Source organism: Agromyces sp. GQ35 (genome assembly GCF_059758475.1).
The window spans coordinates 2,454,397-2,469,841 of sequence record NZ_JCAXEO010000001.1 but is presented as its reverse complement, the minus strand read 5'-3'; the positions used below and the strand labels follow the sequence as shown (position 1 = coordinate 2,469,841).

General features: G+C 69.0%; 13 protein-coding genes. 3 read left to right on the top strand and 10 right to left on the bottom strand.

Going from position 1 to position 15,445, the window contains the following annotated elements:
* Nucleotides 1-52: 52 nt before the first annotated feature.
* Nucleotides 53-988 carry an NAD-dependent epimerase/dehydratase family protein gene (locus tag AC6CH0_RS11380; protein WP_498100770.1) on the bottom strand — a complete coding sequence of 312 codons (936 nt, stop codon included), beginning with the start codon at nucleotides 986-988 and terminating at the stop codon, nucleotides 53-55.
* Between the two features lie 104 nt (nucleotides 989-1,092).
* On the opposite strand from AC6CH0_RS11380, the gene sigJ reads away from it, so the two are divergent.
* Nucleotides 1,093-2,010 (top strand): RNA polymerase sigma factor SigJ, encoded by a 918-nt coding sequence (sigJ, locus tag AC6CH0_RS11375; protein WP_498100768.1) that lies wholly within the window; start codon nucleotides 1,093-1,095, stop codon nucleotides 2,008-2,010.
* An 81-nt stretch (nucleotides 2,011-2,091) separates the two neighbouring features.
* Here sigJ and AC6CH0_RS11370 read toward each other — a convergent pair whose 3' ends face one another.
* Genes AC6CH0_RS11370 through AC6CH0_RS11360 form a run of 3 tightly spaced genes read right to left on the bottom strand, consistent with a single transcriptional unit; the run spans nucleotide 2,092 to nucleotide 5,490 of the window.
* The gene (locus AC6CH0_RS11370; protein WP_498100766.1) at nucleotides 2,092-3,585 is read right to left on the bottom strand and encodes a sensor histidine kinase; all 1,494 of its coding nucleotides are present in this window, start codon (nucleotides 3,583-3,585) and stop codon (nucleotides 2,092-2,094) included.
* A 26-nt stretch (nucleotides 3,586-3,611) separates the two neighbouring features.
* On the bottom strand, nucleotides 3,612-4,859 hold the full coding sequence (locus AC6CH0_RS11365) for a CpaE/TadZ family protein (protein WP_498100764.1): 1,248 nt from the start codon (nucleotides 4,857-4,859) through the stop codon (nucleotides 3,612-3,614).
* 1 nt (nucleotide 4,860) lies between these two features.
* Nucleotides 4,861-5,490, bottom strand: a complete 630-nt coding sequence (locus tag AC6CH0_RS11360; RefSeq protein ID WP_498100762.1) for an SAF domain-containing protein — start codon at nucleotides 5,488-5,490, stop codon at nucleotides 4,861-4,863.
* Between the two features lie 124 nt (nucleotides 5,491-5,614).
* Between AC6CH0_RS11360 and AC6CH0_RS11355 the strand changes: the two genes are divergently transcribed.
* Nucleotides 5,615-5,908: a helix-turn-helix domain-containing protein gene (locus tag AC6CH0_RS11355; protein ID WP_498100760.1), complete on the top strand. Its 294-nt coding sequence runs from the start codon at nucleotides 5,615-5,617 to the stop codon at nucleotides 5,906-5,908.
* 66 nt (nucleotides 5,909-5,974) lie between these two features.
* Here the strand turns inward: AC6CH0_RS11355 and AC6CH0_RS11350 are convergent, their stop codons facing one another.
* Nucleotides 5,975-6,574 (bottom strand): hypothetical protein, encoded by a 600-nt coding sequence (locus tag AC6CH0_RS11350; RefSeq protein WP_498100758.1) that lies wholly within the window; start codon nucleotides 6,572-6,574, stop codon nucleotides 5,975-5,977.
* A gap of 181 nt (nucleotides 6,575-6,755) precedes the next feature.
* Here AC6CH0_RS11350 and AC6CH0_RS11345 point away from each other — a divergent pair, with 181 nt between their 5' ends.
* Nucleotides 6,756-7,208: an Rv3235 family protein gene (locus AC6CH0_RS11345; protein ID WP_498100756.1), complete on the top strand. Its 453-nt coding sequence runs from the start codon at nucleotides 6,756-6,758 to the stop codon at nucleotides 7,206-7,208.
* 128 nt (nucleotides 7,209-7,336) lie between these two features.
* Here the strand turns inward: AC6CH0_RS11345 and secA are convergent, their stop codons facing one another.
* The 5 genes from secA to mtrB all read right to left on the bottom strand — a co-directional run bounded on the left by secA (nucleotide 7,337) and on the right by mtrB (nucleotide 15,441).
* Entirely contained in the window at nucleotides 7,337-10,120 is a 2,784-nt protein-coding gene (secA, locus tag AC6CH0_RS11340; RefSeq protein ID WP_498100754.1) for a preprotein translocase subunit SecA, read from the bottom strand.
* A gap of 222 nt (nucleotides 10,121-10,342) precedes the next feature.
* A complete protein-coding gene (hpf, locus tag AC6CH0_RS11335; RefSeq protein ID WP_498100752.1) occupies nucleotides 10,343-11,050 on the bottom strand; it encodes a ribosome hibernation-promoting factor, HPF/YfiA family in 708 nt (235 codons plus the stop codon).
* A 23-nt stretch (nucleotides 11,051-11,073) separates the two neighbouring features.
* Nucleotides 11,074-11,925, bottom strand: a complete 852-nt coding sequence (locus AC6CH0_RS11330; protein WP_498100750.1) for a ComF family protein — start codon at nucleotides 11,923-11,925, stop codon at nucleotides 11,074-11,076.
* A 95-nt stretch (nucleotides 11,926-12,020) separates the two neighbouring features.
* A complete protein-coding gene (locus AC6CH0_RS11325) occupies nucleotides 12,021-13,709 on the bottom strand; it encodes an LpqB family beta-propeller domain-containing protein (RefSeq protein ID WP_498100748.1) in 1,689 nt (562 codons plus the stop codon).
* Nucleotides 13,702-15,441, bottom strand: a complete 1,740-nt coding sequence (gene mtrB / locus AC6CH0_RS11320) for an MtrAB system histidine kinase MtrB (protein ID WP_498100746.1) — start codon at nucleotides 15,439-15,441, stop codon at nucleotides 13,702-13,704. Before mtrB ends, AC6CH0_RS11325 begins: the two co-directional genes overlap by 8 nt.
* Nucleotides 15,442-15,445 lie beyond the last annotated feature (4 nt).

The window sequence follows — 15,445 nt, the reverse complement described above, 5'->3', positions numbered from 1 at the left end:
CGGGCCGTCGGTAACCGACGGACGGGCTGCAGGGCGGGCGACTGCACCGGGATCACCCGAGGCCGGTGCGGAACCCGTCTCGCCAGCTCGGCCAGGCCGGCGACCACGCCAACTCGCGCTTGGCCTTCGCGTTCGACGAACCGCGCACCATCGTCATGAAGGACACCCCGTGCTCGCCGATCAGCGGTTTCGCGATCCACACCGGCACGCGCATCGGCGCCTTCGCCCCGACGGCCTCAGCGAGCGCGGGAAGCCATTCCGAGACCGGCGCCGGCTCATCGTCGACGATGTTGTACACCCCGGCGGCGCCACCGGTGACGGCCGCAGCGGTGGCTGATGCTGCGTCGTCGATGTGGCAGAACGAGGTGATGCCGGTGCCGCGACCCACCAGTGGGAGTCTGCCCGCCAAGACCATCCCGACCATCGCACCTCCACGCCCGATGGCCTGCCCGGGGCCGTACAGCGTTCCGTATCGCAGAGCGAGACCGCCGACGGCCGCGGTCGCCGCCTCGACGTACCGGATCGCCGCGATCGTCTTGCGCGAAGCATCCGTCGGGTACGGATCCAACGGATCCTCCTCGGTCTTCACCGGACCGCCCGTGCGCTCATTCGGCCATCCACCGTAGCTCTGGGCGATGAACCTGCCGACTCCCGCCTCGGCGGCTGCCGCGAGCAGGTGATCGGTGCCGCGCGTGCGCAGCTCGTTCGTCGCGGCGAAGGAGCGGTCGAAGTGCTTGAAATCGAGCGGCGGCCCGGCCAGGCCGGTGAGTTCGTGCACGATGACGTCGGGGCGGGCGTCGAGCACGGCAGCACGCACGGATGCAGCGTTGAGGCCATCCATCACCACCCCTCGCACGCCTGTCGCCTCGATCGCCCCCAATCGATCAGCGCTCCTCGAGGTGCCGACCACCTCGTGGCCGGCAGCCGCGAGCAGGGGCGCCAACCTCGATCCGATGGCGCCTGTTGCGCCGGCGATGAACACTCGCATAGTTCGGTCTCCTTCTCTCTCACCCCCTCCGACGAGCGATGCCGTACTTTTGTGACCGCTCGACACTTTTGTGACCGCTCGACGCGATGTGACATTCTCAAGACATGACGATCACTAGCGAGGCGCAGCATGCGCTGCGTCCGCTGATGTTCTCAGTGGCCTACCGCATGCTCGGCAGCGTCGTCGAGGCGGAAGACGTCGTACAAGACGCCTACGTGCGGCTGCAGGAACGGCAGGCAGCCGGTGAGGCCATCCGAAACCCCGACGCCTTCGCGGTCACGGTGACCACACGGCTCGCGATCGACGTGCTGAAGTCGGCGCGTCGCAATCGCGAGATCTACGTCGGCCCCTGGATGCCAGAGCCCCTGCCCGACGACGACGCGGACCCGTCGCACCGCATCGAACGCGACGAGACCCTCTCGTTCGCCTTCCTCGCCGTGCTGGAGCGTCTCGGCCCCGTCGAACGTGCGGTGTTCCTGCTTCGGGAGGTGTTCGCGTTCGACTACCCGGCGATCGCGGAGATCGTCGATCGCGACGCGCCCGCGTGCCGCCAGATCTTCCACCGGGCGAAGGCGCGCATCGCCGATGGGCGCCCGAGATTCGATGGCGCGGCCGACCGCGACACGCTCCTGGCCGACGCGTTCTTCGCCGCGCTCGAGGCCGGTGATATCGATCGCCTCGTCGCGGCGCTCGCCGACGACGTCGTGTTCTACGGCGACGGTGGCGGCAGGGTTCCGGCGATCCGCCAGCCGGTGCACGGCGCGGTGGCCGTCGCCCGATTCCTCACCGGGCTGGTTCGACGCGGCGCTCACCTCGGAATGAGCTTCGAACGCCGATCGACGAACGGCGCCCCGGCGCTGTGGGTGCACGGCCCGGATGGCGCCCTGCTCAGCGTCGTCATGGTGCAGTTCGACGGCGGCTCTGTTCAGGTCATCGGGAACCAGCTGAACCCCGAGAAGCTCGCGCACCTCGGTGAGGTCGGTGACCTCTTCGCTCTCATGGGCGGCAACGGCCGCGCCTGAGTCGCAGGGCGAGCCCCGGGCCACCCGACGCTGAAGCTCCGCGCGCGATCCGCCGGGCGACCGGCAGCCGTCGACCGAGTGTCAGACCGCCGCGATCCAGCGCAACGGCACGTCGATCGTGACCTCGGTGCCGCGGCCGACGACGGTGTGCCAGTCGATCGTTCCGCCGAGCTCGCCCTGGATCAGGGTGCGCACGATCTGCGTGCCGAGTCCTTCACCGACTTTGCCCTCGGGCAGGCCCGAACCGGTGTCGCGCACCTGCACGGTGAGGGTCGTCGGCGAGCGGTCGGCGGTGATCTCGACATCGCCCTCCTGACCGGCCAGACCGTGCTCAACCGCGTTCGTCACGAGCTCGGTGAGGGCGAGGGCGAGCGGCGTCGCGTACTCGCTCGGCAGCACTCCGAACGAACCCGAGCGCTTCGGATGCGCCGTGGTGTTGTGCGCGGAGGCGACCTCGGCGACGAGCAGCAGCGCACGGTCGAAGACCGCATCGAAGTCGACGTTCTGCGTGAGACCCTCGGAGAGCGTGTCGTGCACGACGGCGATCGCGCCCACGCGGCGCATGGCCTGCGTGAGCGCCTCGCGCGCCTCGTTCGAGTGAGTGCGGCGGGCCTGGATGCGCAGCAAGGAGGCGACCGTCTGCAGGTTGTTCTTCACCCGGTGATGGATCTCGCGGATCGTCGCGTCTTTCGTGATGAGTTCCTGCTCCTGGTGGCGGAGCTCGGTGACGTCGCGACTCAGCACGATGGCTCCGATGCGCTCGCCCCGATGACGAATCGGGATGGCGCGAAGCGACACGGTGACACCGCGCGACTCGACGTCGGTGCGCCACGGAGCCCGGCCCGTGACCACGAGCGGGAGCGATTCATCGACGACGAGCTTGCCTGCGAGCAGTCGCGTGGTCACCTCGGCGAGCGATTCGCCCTCGAGCTCGTCATCGAAGCCCATGCGGTTGAAGGCCGAGAGCGCGTTCGGGCTCGCGAAGGTCGTGATGCCGTCGACATCGAGCCGAATGAGGCCGTCGGAGGCGCGTGGAGCGCCGCGGCGAGGCCCCGTCGGGGCTCCGAGATCGGGGAAGTCGCCGGAGGCGATCATCTGGAAGAGCTCTTCGGCGCACTCGTTGAACGTGAGTTCCTGCCGACTCGGCGTACGGGTGGCGCCGAGGTTCGTGTGGCGGGTGATCACGGCCACCGGAGCCGGGGCGACGTTGGTACCCCCTGTGGTGAGCCGCCGCATGACGGGCACGGCCCGCACCCGAGTGGGCATCTCCTCGTACCAGTCGGGGGCGGATGAATCGACGATGCGTGCACTCTCGTACGCCTGGCCGACGAGCTCACGCCACTGGGGCTTGATCTCCTGTCCCACGAAGTCCCGGTAGAACAGCGTCGCGGCGCTCGAGGGCCGCGCATGGGCGACCGCGACGAACGCGTCGTCACCCGATGGAACCCACAGCACGATATCGGCGAACGCGAGATCGGCGAGCAACTGCAGGTCGCCGACGAGCATGTGCAGCCAATCGACGTCGGCCTGACTGCTGCGGCCCTGGGCGAGGACGAGATCACTGAGGGTCGACACCGAACAAGCGTACTGCGGGAAGGCGCTCAGCCTGTCGCAGCCCGGCGCAATGCCGGAAACGCGAAGCCCCGACGCCGCGCCGGCTGCGGCACGGGAAGCAGGCCTTCGAGCGCGTAGTCGCGGATCGCGGCGCGCAACGGGGACCGCGGTGCGGCATCGCGCAGGGTTCGCGCCGTCAGGATCGCAGCATCGGTCGCCTTGGCGTCATGCGGAAGAAGCGTCGCCTCGGAGACGCCCCCGAAGCGGCGAAGCGTCTGGCGCACTTGGGCATGAGCGTCGATGCCGAGCGCGCTGGTGCGCACGCGGTTGATCACGACATCGACCCGTTCGGGCTCGACGATCTCGACCAGCTCACCATGCCCCCGCAGAAGTCGCGAGAGCCCGACGGGGTCGGCCAGGCCCACCGCGATCACTCGATCCGCCGAGGCGAGCGCGGCGAAGGTGGCGGCATTGCGTCTGGGGGCGAACTGATCGCTCGTCAGCTCCTCGTCGTGCTCGAGGCTGAAGCCGGTGTCGACGACGACGTACTCGACCCACGACCGCATCGTGCCCAGCGCCGCCGTGACGCGCTCGCGCGAGAGCTCCGGCCAGCGGCTCGGGCCGACCAGCCCCGTGAAGACGTTGAACGCGGCCCGCGGCGCCGAGTACCGCTGGGCGATGCGTTCGAGTTCTGGGCGATCGAGCGCTTCGGCCCCCGCGAGCCGGCACGCTGAAGCGAACCCGGGCGCCTCGTCGAGCAAGCCCAACGAGGGTGCGATCGCGCCGCCGTACGGGTCGGCGTCGACGAGCGCGACAGTGTGCCCCGTCGCCGCGATCTCAGCGGCGAGGTTCACGGCGAGAGTACTGCGCCCGGGCGCACCGCCCGGGCCCCAGACCGCGATGACGGATGCGGCGCGGTCGCGGCTCACGCGGAGGTCGCCGAGACGCGACGGCACCGGCACGCCGCCGCTCACGAGCGTCTCGATCTCGCTCCATGGCGCTGCGCCATCGACGACTTCGTGCAGGCCCAATTGCGCCGCGTGGCTGCGCTCGGCGTCGCTCGCGGCGAGCGCCACCAGTCTGACGCCGCGCTCGTCGCACGTGGTCAGCAGCTCGGCGCTGAGCGTGCCCCTGCCACCGCCGACGATGGCGACCTCTGGCGCGAGCACATCGAGGCTGTCGAGGAGGTCGCGCCAGCCGACGAGCCGAGCGAGGATCGTGTGACCGTGCTCGACGATGTCGGCGAGGAGGCGATCTTCGGTCGCGCCGTCGAGCGCGAGGGCGAGGCGTGCCACCTCACTCCCCCGTCGAGCGCGCCGGCACGAGATCGATCGCATCGCCCGCGGCCAGCGCTTCGAGCAGGGCAGCGACCTTCTCGCGCGGGATCAGGAGCTCGACCGAGACGCCGTCGGTCGAGACCATGCCCTCGCTCTCGATGATGCCCGCGATCTCTGCGCCCGAGACGAGCACCGAGGGTGGCTCGAATCCTCCGCGTTCGACCTGCTTCGCGGTCCAGACGTCGACCCTCGCCCCGGCGGCGATCTCGGCCGCGAGCGGGCCCCTGCTCGGAACGACGACGGTCGCCAGCCCGGTGCGATCAGCGTCATCGACGGAGGCTTCGGGTACGAGTTCACCGGCGTTGACCGTGCGCGCGACGACGAGGCCCTCGGCCGGAACATCGCCGACGGCGAGATACTGCGCCCCGGTCGAGCCGAGGCGCACCGACTCCGTCGCGAGGTCGCCGACGTGGATGCGCGTGCCTGGCGTGAGCGTGTCGCGAGCGACGTAGACCTCGACACCGTCGTCGAGGCCCGACACGAGGGTCCAGACGCCGAGCGTCGACCCGGCGATGAGCACGATCCCGATGATGAGTCGCGGGTCGAGTCGGAGGGCGCCTCGCTCTCCTCGTTCCTGTCGACGTGCCATCCTGTACGTTCCCTTCAGCGGCGCGCGTGTCGCGCCGGCGTCTATCGTCACCCGAAGCCGGGAGTCTGGCCGGAAGTTATCCACAGTCACCCCGACCGACCCGTGATCGGTCGATAATCGAGTCATGACCTCTCCAGGTTCGGGCGACGAGATCGGCCGCTTCCTCACGCTCGCAGACGCGGCCGAGATTCTCTCCGTCGATGTGGCGACCGTCGACGAGCTGGTTCGCTCCGGCGAGTTGCCGGCGATCCGGGTCGGTACGGCCGGGCCCTGGCGCATCGAGCGCTCGCAGCTCGAGGTCTGGATCGAGCTCCAATACGAAGAGACGCGCAAGCACGCGGCGTGGAACCAGGGCGAATACGCGAACATCGTCGAGCTCTCGGGCGTGCGCAACGGACGCATCCGTCCCATCGATTGACCAGGGCCTTCGCGTATCGGGACGAGCCGTGGCGTGAGGAACTGAGCCGTGGCGGCGTCGACCGTGTCAGCGGAAGTCGACCACGAGCAGCCGCGAGAGCGGCACGATGCGGTAGCCGTGCACCGCGTTCTCACGCCGGCTCGCGCCCGGCTCGTGCAATGCGAGGTCGACATGGTCGCGCGCGACTCGATCGATCGTCCCGTGCGTCACGCCGTCGATGGTGCTCAACCGCACCGGCGTTCGGCGCCGACAGAGGTCTCTCAGCACGAACGGGAGTCCAAGGCGTTCGGCGAGACGTGCTGCTGCCTCCGGCACGGATTCGAGGCTCGGTTCCAGCTGATCTCGAGTCGGCTGCAGCGCTGCGATCGCTGCGATCGGAACCACGCATTGCAGGCTCGCCGGACCGGGGCCGACGGTACGGCCACTCACCCAATCGCGGCCGAAGACCTGAGGCCGGAGCGCGAGGACGCGGCCACCGTGCAGCTCGATGCTGACGAACGCATCGGGGTCGTCGGACGCCGAGCGAGCGATGGCCGCGAGTCGATCGCGAAGCGTCAGACGGCCGAGTCGCAAGCGCTCCTCTTCGATGGCGAGCGCTCGTTCCTCATCGCGCTGGTCTTGGTCGATCTGCGACTCGAGGTCGTCGAACAACAGGTCCCAGCGCATGCAGCGACGCTACAGGCATCGATGAACGGGCAGGAACGTTTTCCACAGGCGCGGAAATCTCTTGACACGGTTCCGGGCCCTCAATACGGTTCATTCAGGGACCCCCGGATGTCCCCCATCCGGGGGTGATCCCATCGCCACGCCGAAGGGCAGGCGAACCCTCCTCCCCGTTGGAGCACAGATGACCGCACGCGACGCGATCGCCATCCGAACCGCAGTGATCCGAGGATCCGCAGCGCACTACCTCGACGATGACGACGAGTACTTCGCGCGCCAACCCGCGCGCCGCACCGAACTGCCCGACCCTGAGCCGATGCTGCGCAACCTCACCCACTGCATCATCGAGGCGTTGTCCGGCGCTCGCGATCTCGAGCAACTCGCGAGGTGGGTGAACGACGACGTCTATCGCAACCTCTCCAAGCGCGTGGTACTCGCGGCACGCGCCCGCCGAGTCAAGGGGCAATCCCCCCAGCGGCCGGCATTCTCAGTCGGCCGCGTGCACATCTGCGAACCCGCCGACGGCGTCGTCGAAGCGGTCGTGATGGTGCACCAGAAGGCGCGGTCGCGAGCGGTCGCCATCCGCATCGAGGGCTTCGATCAGCGCTGGCGTGCCAGCGCCATCGGCGTGCTCTGACCCGCGTCTCCGCGAGCGACGCACTGTACCGACGCGCCCGGGCCACGCGGGCGCGCCGAGCAAATGAGAGTCCCCGGCCCGGTGCACTGCACCGGGCCGGGGCCCCTCGCGTGGGATGAGCCGACGGGTCAGCGACCCTTGCGATCTTGAGCTCGACGCTCGGCACGATTCTTCGGCTCGACCTCGCCGCCGGTGCGCTGCCCGAATGCGCCGCGAGCTTCTTCAGCTGCCGGCGCCTGGCTCTCTGCGACTGCACGGCGCGCACGCTGGGTCGCGGCCTGCTGCACCTGGCCGCGCTGGTTTCGCACCTCGACGCCACCGGCATCACTCGGCGCCGAGTAGCTCAGCTTGTCTTCTGCAGCACCCTGTCGACCGAGACCCTTCGCCTGGATCGTCGCCCCGGCCCCGGCTTGGGGAGCCACCTCGACCTCGAGGTTGAAGAGGAAGCCGACGGTCTCTTCGCGAATCGAGCCCATCATCTGCTGGAACATCGCGTAGCCCTCGCGCTGGTACTCGACGAGCGGGTCGCGCTGCGCCATCGCACGCAGGCCGATGCCGTCTTTCAGGTAGTCCATCTCGTAGAGGTGGTCGCGCCAGCGCCGGTCGATCACCGAGAGCACGACCCGTCGCTCGAGCTCGCGCATGGCGGGCGACCCCAGCTGCTCCTCTCGGCGAGCGTAGGCGACCTTGGCGTCCGAGAGGATCTCGCGACGGATGAAGTCGCGGTTGACTCGACCCTTCTCGCCGGCTTCTGCGACGACCTCGTCGATGGTGATGCCGATCGGGTAGAGGGTTTTGAGCTCGGTCCACAGCGCGTCGAAGTCCCATTCCTCGGGAGTGCCCTCCGCCGTGTGGCTGTCGAGCACCTCGTCGATGACGTCTTCGAGGAACTTCTGCGTGCGCTCGTGCAGGTCGTCACCCTCGAGGATGTGCCGACGATCGCCGTAGATGGCCTCGCGCTGGCGGTTCAGCACATCGTCGTACTTCAGCACGTTCTTGCGGATCTCGGCGTTGCGCGCCTCGACCTGCGACTGCGCCGAACGGATGGCACGTGAGACCACCTTCGACTCGATGGCGACGTCGTCGGGAACACCACGGGACATCAGGCTCTCGGCGGCGCCCGCGTTGAAGAGGCGCATGAGGTCATCGGTGAGCGAGAGGTAGAAGCGGCTCTCTCCGGGATCGCCCTGGCGACCGGAGCGACCGCGCAGCTGGTTGTCGATGCGTCGCGACTCGTGACGCTCAGTGCCGAGCACGTAGAGCCCGCCGGCCTCGAGCACCTTCTCGGCCTCGACGGCGACCTCGGCCTTGACCTTTTCGAACACCTCGTCCCAAGCAGCCTCGTACTCCTCGGGCGTGTCGACCGGGCTGAGGCCACGCTCGTGCATGAGCTGCACAGCCATGAACTCGGCGTTGCCGCCGAGCATGACGTCGGTGCCTCGACCGGCCATGTTCGTCGCGACGGTGACCGCGCCGTGCCGGCCGGCCTGAGCAACGATCGCGGCCTCGCGCGCATGGTTCTTCGCGTTCAGCACCTCGTGCCGGACGCCCTTCTTGGCGAGCAGGCGAGAGAGGTACTCGCTCTTCTCCACGCTGGTGGTACCGACGAGCACCGGCTGGCCCTGCTTGTGCCGCTCCACGATGTCTTCGACGACCTGGGCGAACTTCGCCTCCTCGTTCTTGTAGACGAGGTCGGGCTGATCGATGCGCACCATCGGCTTGTTGGTGGGAATCGCGACCACGCCGAGCTTGTAGGTCGCCATGAACTCGGCGGCCTCGGTCTCGGCGGTACCGGTCATGCCGGAGAGCTTCGAGTACAGGCGGAAGTAGTTCTGCAGCGTGACGGTCGCGAGGGTCTGGTTCTCGGCCTTGACCTGCACACCCTCTTTCGCCTCGATCGCCTGGTGGATGCCCTCGTTGTAGCGGCGGCCGACCAGGATGCGGCCGGTGTGCTCGTCGACGATCAGCACCTCGCCGTTCATGACCACATAGTCCTTGTCGCGCTTGAAGAGTGCGTTGGCCTTGATCGAGTTGTTGAGGAACGAGATGAGCGGCGTATTCGCCGACTCGTACAGGTTGTCGATGCCGAGATAGTCTTCGACCTTCTCGATGCCGGGTTCGAGCACGCCGACGGTGCGCTTCTTCTCGTCGACCTCGAAATCGACATCGGGCACGAGCCGCTTGGCGAGGCCGGCGAACTCGGTGAACCAGCGGTTGGCCTCTCCTGACGCCGGGCCGGAGATGATGAGCGGGGTGCGGGCCTCATCGATGAGGATCGAGTCGACCTCGTCGACGATCGCGAAGTAGTGGCCGCGCTGGACCATGTCGCTCGCCTGCCACGCCATATTGTCGCGCAGGTAGTCGAAGCCGAACTCGTTGTTCGTGCCGTAGGTGATGTCGGCGGCGTACTGCTCGCGACGGACCTGGGGGTTCTGGCCGGCCACGATGCATCCGGTGGTCATGCCGAGCGCGCGGAAGACACGGCCCATGAGCTCGGACTGATAGCTCGCGAGGAAGTCGTTGACCGTGATGATGTGCACGCCGCGGCTCGTGAGCGCATTGAGGTACGCAGCAGTGGTCGCGACGAGGGTCTTGCCCTCACCGGTCTTCATCTCGGAGATGTTGCCGAGGTGCAGGGCGGCGCCGCCCATCAGCTGTACGTCGAAGTGACGCAGGCCGAGAGTACGACGGCTGGCCTCGCGCACCGCGGCGAACGCCTCGGGCAGCAGGTCGTCGAGCGATTCCCCGTTGGAGTAGCGCTCACGCAGCTCGACGGTCTCGCCCCGCAGTTCGTCGTCGCTGAGGGATTTGAATCCGTCTTCGAGGGCGTTGATCGCCGCTGCGTAGTTCTCCAGCCGCTTGAGGGTTCGGCCCTCACCGACGCGGAGGACCCTTTCCAGAATCGAAGCCACGAATGTTCTCCTGTTGTCGTTGGGCGCACGGCCGCGGGTCGAAGCCGGGCACGCCCGTTGCCGCCATGCAGACGGCCATCATAGCCATGCTAGCGGTGAACAGGCCGGGCGCCCTGGCCCGCCGAAGGACCGGCGAAGCCGATGTCCTCCGACGGGCTCAGGACACAGGGGCGGCAGGCTCGGGGCGGCGAACCGTCGAGCCGGCCGCTCAGCGCGCTGGCGTCATGCGCTCGCCCGCTGAAGATCGACGGGCGAGGTCGCGGGCGATCGCTCTTCGGCCTGCTCGTCGATTCCGATCAGACCGTAGTCCCAGCCCTTGCGCCGGTAGACCACGCTCGGCCGACCCGACTCGGCGTCGACGAAGAGGTAGAAGTCGTGCCCGACGAGTTCCATGAAGTACAGGGCGTCGTCGACCGTCATCGGCGTGGAGGCGAACACCTTGCGCCGGATGACGACGGGGCAGTACACCTCGTCTTCCTCAACGTGCGGCTCGGCTTCGTCGACGACCGGAATGCTGCCGGTTCGCACTTGCGCGAGCACTTCGGATGCCGCGGCCTGCACGCCGACGTCGGAGAATCCGCCATCGGTCGCCTCGCGAAGCGAGGTGGGTCGACGAGACCCGCCGCGATGCACCTTGCGGCGGTCCTTCGCCCGCCGGATGCGCTCGAGCAATCGCCCGAGCGCGACGTCGAACGCCGCGTACTTGTCGGAGCCGTCTGCCTCGGCCCGGACCACTGGTCCCTTGCCGACGAGAGTGAGTTCCACGCGGTCGGGGCCGGGGTTGCCGTTCTTCTCGTTGTGACGGCTGAGCTTCACGTCGAGTGAGATCGCGCGTTCGGCCAGATGCGTCACCTTCTCGGACTTCTCCGCCGCGTACGCGCGGAATCGGTCCGTGATCCCCAGGTTTCGTCCGACGATGTTCAGTTCCATGACGACCTCCGTTCACCGACGTGTCACCCGGTTCTGAAGGGTGGATCGACCACGCCTGTCCTGCCACGGTAGCCCCCTTGCGCGGCAAAGTCACGGAACGTTTCCCGTGAGATCCCTGCACGTCGCGGGAACCTCCGCGGCGTCTCGGCGAGCACCGCGATCGCCGCCGTCTCGGCGCCGGCCGTGGCGAGCGCACGCACGGCTTCAGCGAGCGTCGAGCCCGTCGTCACGATGTCGTCGACGAGCACGAAACGGCGCCCTCTGAGGTCGGCGGCCGGTGGTTCCGCGCCGATTGCCGCGTGCAGGCTCCACCTGCGACCGCCCCGGGCGACCAGTCCACCCATCGCGTTCCGCCGTCGGGCATCGACGTCGAGGCCCGCCTGATCGACATGCTCCCGCGCGAGGGCGAGAACCGGCGTCGAGCGGATGCCGCATCGCCCGAGCAGCACCTCGACGGGGACGTAACCGCGCGAACGCCGCGCGGTGGGCGACGAGGGAATCGTGCACACCTCGATCGGCCGACCGTTCTGAACCTCGGCGAGCGCGGCGAGCAGTGTCGCGTGCAGGGCGGGCGCGAGTGCCCGCGCGGCATCGGTGCGCCCGCCGTCCTTGAACGCGCCGAGGACCGCGGCGACGATGCCGGCGTACTCGAGGCCCGCCCAGATCTCGATGCCGGCGCGCTCCACCCGACGCGGGCGTGCGACGAGCGAGCGGCGGCAGTCGCTGCAGACGCTTCGGTCGGGCTCCCCGCAGCCTGAGCAGGTCACCGGCAACAGGACGGCGACGGCGTCGCGCGCTGCATCGCCGACGGGCCCGCCGAGGTCGAGCAGTCGCGTTCGAACGGTGCGGCGCGCGGCCTCGAGCCCGTGATCCATGGAATGACTCTGGTGCGACCCGAGCGGGCCTGACCTGACCTGCCGCACGCACCGCACGACGGCGCCCGATCGGGTCCTGTGGAGGACGGGTCGGATCAGTCCGGCTGCTGCGCCGCGAGCAGCCGGATGCCGCTCGCCCGCGCCTGCCAGCCGACGCCGCTCGGCGCGTCGAGGTCGCCGTTGCCGAGCAGCACCCGAATGTCGCGCACGCTGTTGCCGCCGTCGATGGCGATGCCGCCCTCGGGCCCCTGCCTCGGCAGGGCGAAGCCACCGAGCTCCTGCGTGATCACTCGCGTGCCGCCGCCGGGGAGCGCCGTGAGCGAAGCGACCGTACGGGCATCGAGCCACGTGACGTCGAGGGGTACGCCCGCGACATCCGCGAGGCCGAGCGTGACCGTGCTCAGGGCGATCGGCACGCCGGCGGCATCGCGCTGAATCGATGCGGCGACGAAGTGCGTGCTCGCGCCGTCGCCGAGCAGGGCGACGAGGCGAGTGGAGTCCCGCGAGATCTCGAGCGCCGCGATCGACGATGCCGTCCACGGCACCGGCATCTGCACGCCCTCTGCCGATCCGTCGGCCGGAAACCAGACCAGCTGATCGGGGTTGGCGGCGGGCACCGACCAGACGTATCCCGCGCCGTCGATGGCCGGCACGATGAGCCCGTCGCGCGGATCGAGCAGCACCGGCTCCTCGCCGGCGCGCACGAGAGAGACCCCCTCGGCGTTGCGCACCGCAGCGGCCTCGCCTCCCGCCCCGAGCGACACGCCGGTGGGCGCGAGCGACTCGACCTGCGGCGAGACGTCGGGGATCTGTTCGATGCCCTCGCTCGACGCAGCGAGATAGCCGAACGTCGTGCCGTCGAAGACTACGGGGCGCGGATCGACGGGCGAATTCCTCAGCGGGGCCGGCGAGAGTTCGGGAACGTCCTGCGCGACACCGTTCAGCGACAGCGCGACCCCGTCAACATTGGGAACGCCATCGAGGCTCTGCTGCAACTGGTACTCCATGCGCTGCACCGTCAAGACGTCGTCGGACGGAGCTCCGGAGAGGTCGACGCTGGCCTCTCGGCCTGCGATCGGCACCGACGCAGAGTCGAGTCGTGCACCGTCGGGGAACGCCGAGACCACCCCGGGGTCGAGCCACTCCGCGGGGCCGGCGAGCAGCGCCCGCACGATGCTCGTTTGCGCCGAATCGCGGCCGGCGAACCAGCGGAGGTCGGGCACCAGGTGGTCGAAACCCTGGTCGAAGAAATAGAGGGCGTAGCTTCGGAAGACTTGGGTGAACGTCGTCTCGTCGATGAGCAGACCCGGCGGCGCCGCCGAGATGCGCCACTGCCCGTCGATCTGCTTGAAGGTGTACGACAACGAGAGCGGCGCGCTGGACTCCGACACGTCGTACTGCCCGCTCTCGGTGAGCGACGCCGCCGGAGTCGCTTCGACGGCCATCGAGGTCTCGCTCACCGTCGTCAACTCGCGGTCGGCCCGCACGTCGATCGTCGTAGCATCACCGGCGCGCCACTCCTCGGAGAACGCCGGCGTCAGGAACTGACGTGCCACCTGGTAGTTGTTACGCGGACTCGCCGCCGCCGCGAAGAACCCCTGCAGGATCTCCTCCTGCGTCGCATCCTTCGCGGGCGGCGGCACGATCGTGTCGAGCTCGGGGGGCTCCTCGTTGGCCGCCGGCCCGCCCGCATTCACTCCGCCCGAGCTCGGTATCGAAACGCAGCCGACGAGCAGCGCCGAGAGGACGAGCACCACGGACGCCCCGATCACACGTCTACGCATCGTGCACCTCCCGCCGGGCATCGGCCCGCCTCGCTGCAGCCGCCCGCCCCGCGGCATCCGTCTCGATCTTCGTCTCCGTCTCGACAGCGCGTACCACCCCGGTCCGCGGCGGTCCATTCGCATCGATGTCATCGGGCTCGAGCGGCAACGGTGAGACCACCTCTGCGTCGGCGGCGTCACGCGGCAGGGTGAGGCGGAACACCGTTCCCGAGCCGCGTCGGGACCACACCTCGAGGGTGCCGCCGTGAGCGACGGCGTCTTCGAGGGCGATCGCGAGGCCGAGGCCGGTGCCGCCGATCGTGCGAGTGCGGCTCGGGTCGGCCCGCCAAAAACGGTCGAACACGCGAGCCGCATCATCGGCGGTCATGCCGAGGCCGTAGTCGCGCACCGAGAGCGCGATGGCGCTCTCGTTGCTGTCGACGGCCACGACGATGGGACGGCCTTCGCCGTGCTCGATGGCGTTGCCGAGCAGATTGCGCACGATCCTGCGGATGCGGCGCGGGTCCACCTTCGCGTCGAGGTGACCGCCGGGGGCATCGAGTCGCAACTCGCTGCCGCGGCTGTGCGCGAGCTCGTGCATCGACTCGATCGCGTCGCCCGCCAGATGCACGAGGTTCGTCGGTTCGGTCGCCAGTTCGATCGAACCCGCGTCGTACCGGCTGATCTCGAGCAGGTCGGAGAGCAGCGTCTCGAACCGCTCGGTCTGCGTGTGCAGCAATTCGACGGTGCGGGAAGTGGGGCCGGGGAAGTCCTCGCGCTGGCCGTAGAGCACGTCTCCGGCGAGCCGGATGGTCGTGAGCGGGGTGCGCAACTCGTGCGACACGTCGGAGACGAACCGCTGCTGCATCACCGAGAGCTCGGCGAGCTCGCGAATGCGCGCCTGCAGGCTGTCGGCCATGCCGTTGAACGAGGCCGCGAGCGTCGCGAGCTCGTCTTCGCCCTTCTCGGGCATGCGCACACCGAGGTCGCCCGCAGCCAGCCGGCGACTCGTGGTCGCCGCGGAGCGGATCGGCTCGATGACCCAGCGCACGACGAGCAGGGTGATCGCGCTGAGGAGCACGAGCAGTGCCGCCGCTCCGATCAGACCGACGAGCTGCATGAACGCCAGCGTCTCTTGCGCCGCCGCGAAGTTGTAGCCGATGAAGAGCTCGTACTCTCCGGCGCCGGGCACGAAGATCGTACTGCCGGCGACGATGCCGGGGTCGCCTGCGCCGTCGTCGCCCTCGAGGGAGACCGACTGCCAGTACTGTGCGCCGTCGCCTGTTCGCACCTGCTCGCGCAGTTCCGGAGTGACGACCTTGCTTAGATTCCGCGCGATGCGGGTCGGCGGCGCGCCGCTCGACGCGTCGTCAGGCCGGAAGTACCCGATCGCGGAGCTGCCCGAGACCGTGCGCACCGAGCTCTCGACCTGCGCCATCACCTGCGGCAGTGAATCGCGATCGGCGGCGTCGGCCGCCTCGAGGATGCTCTCGGCCGCGATGGTCGCATTGTTGGCGTCGTCGAGCGCGTCGTCGAGCTGGGTCTGGAAGAGCCCCGACGCCACGCTGAACGAGATGTAGAGCCCGATCACGAAGATCGAGAGCGATGAGAGCGCCAGCGTGATGACGACGGTGCGGAACTGCAGGGAGCGCCGCCAGAGCTCGGTCACCTGCCGAGGCAGGGCGGCAGCGCGAGCCATCAGCTCGCGCCATGATCCCGTGCTGAAGAAGGCCGGGGCCTCCGCCTGCGACATCCGC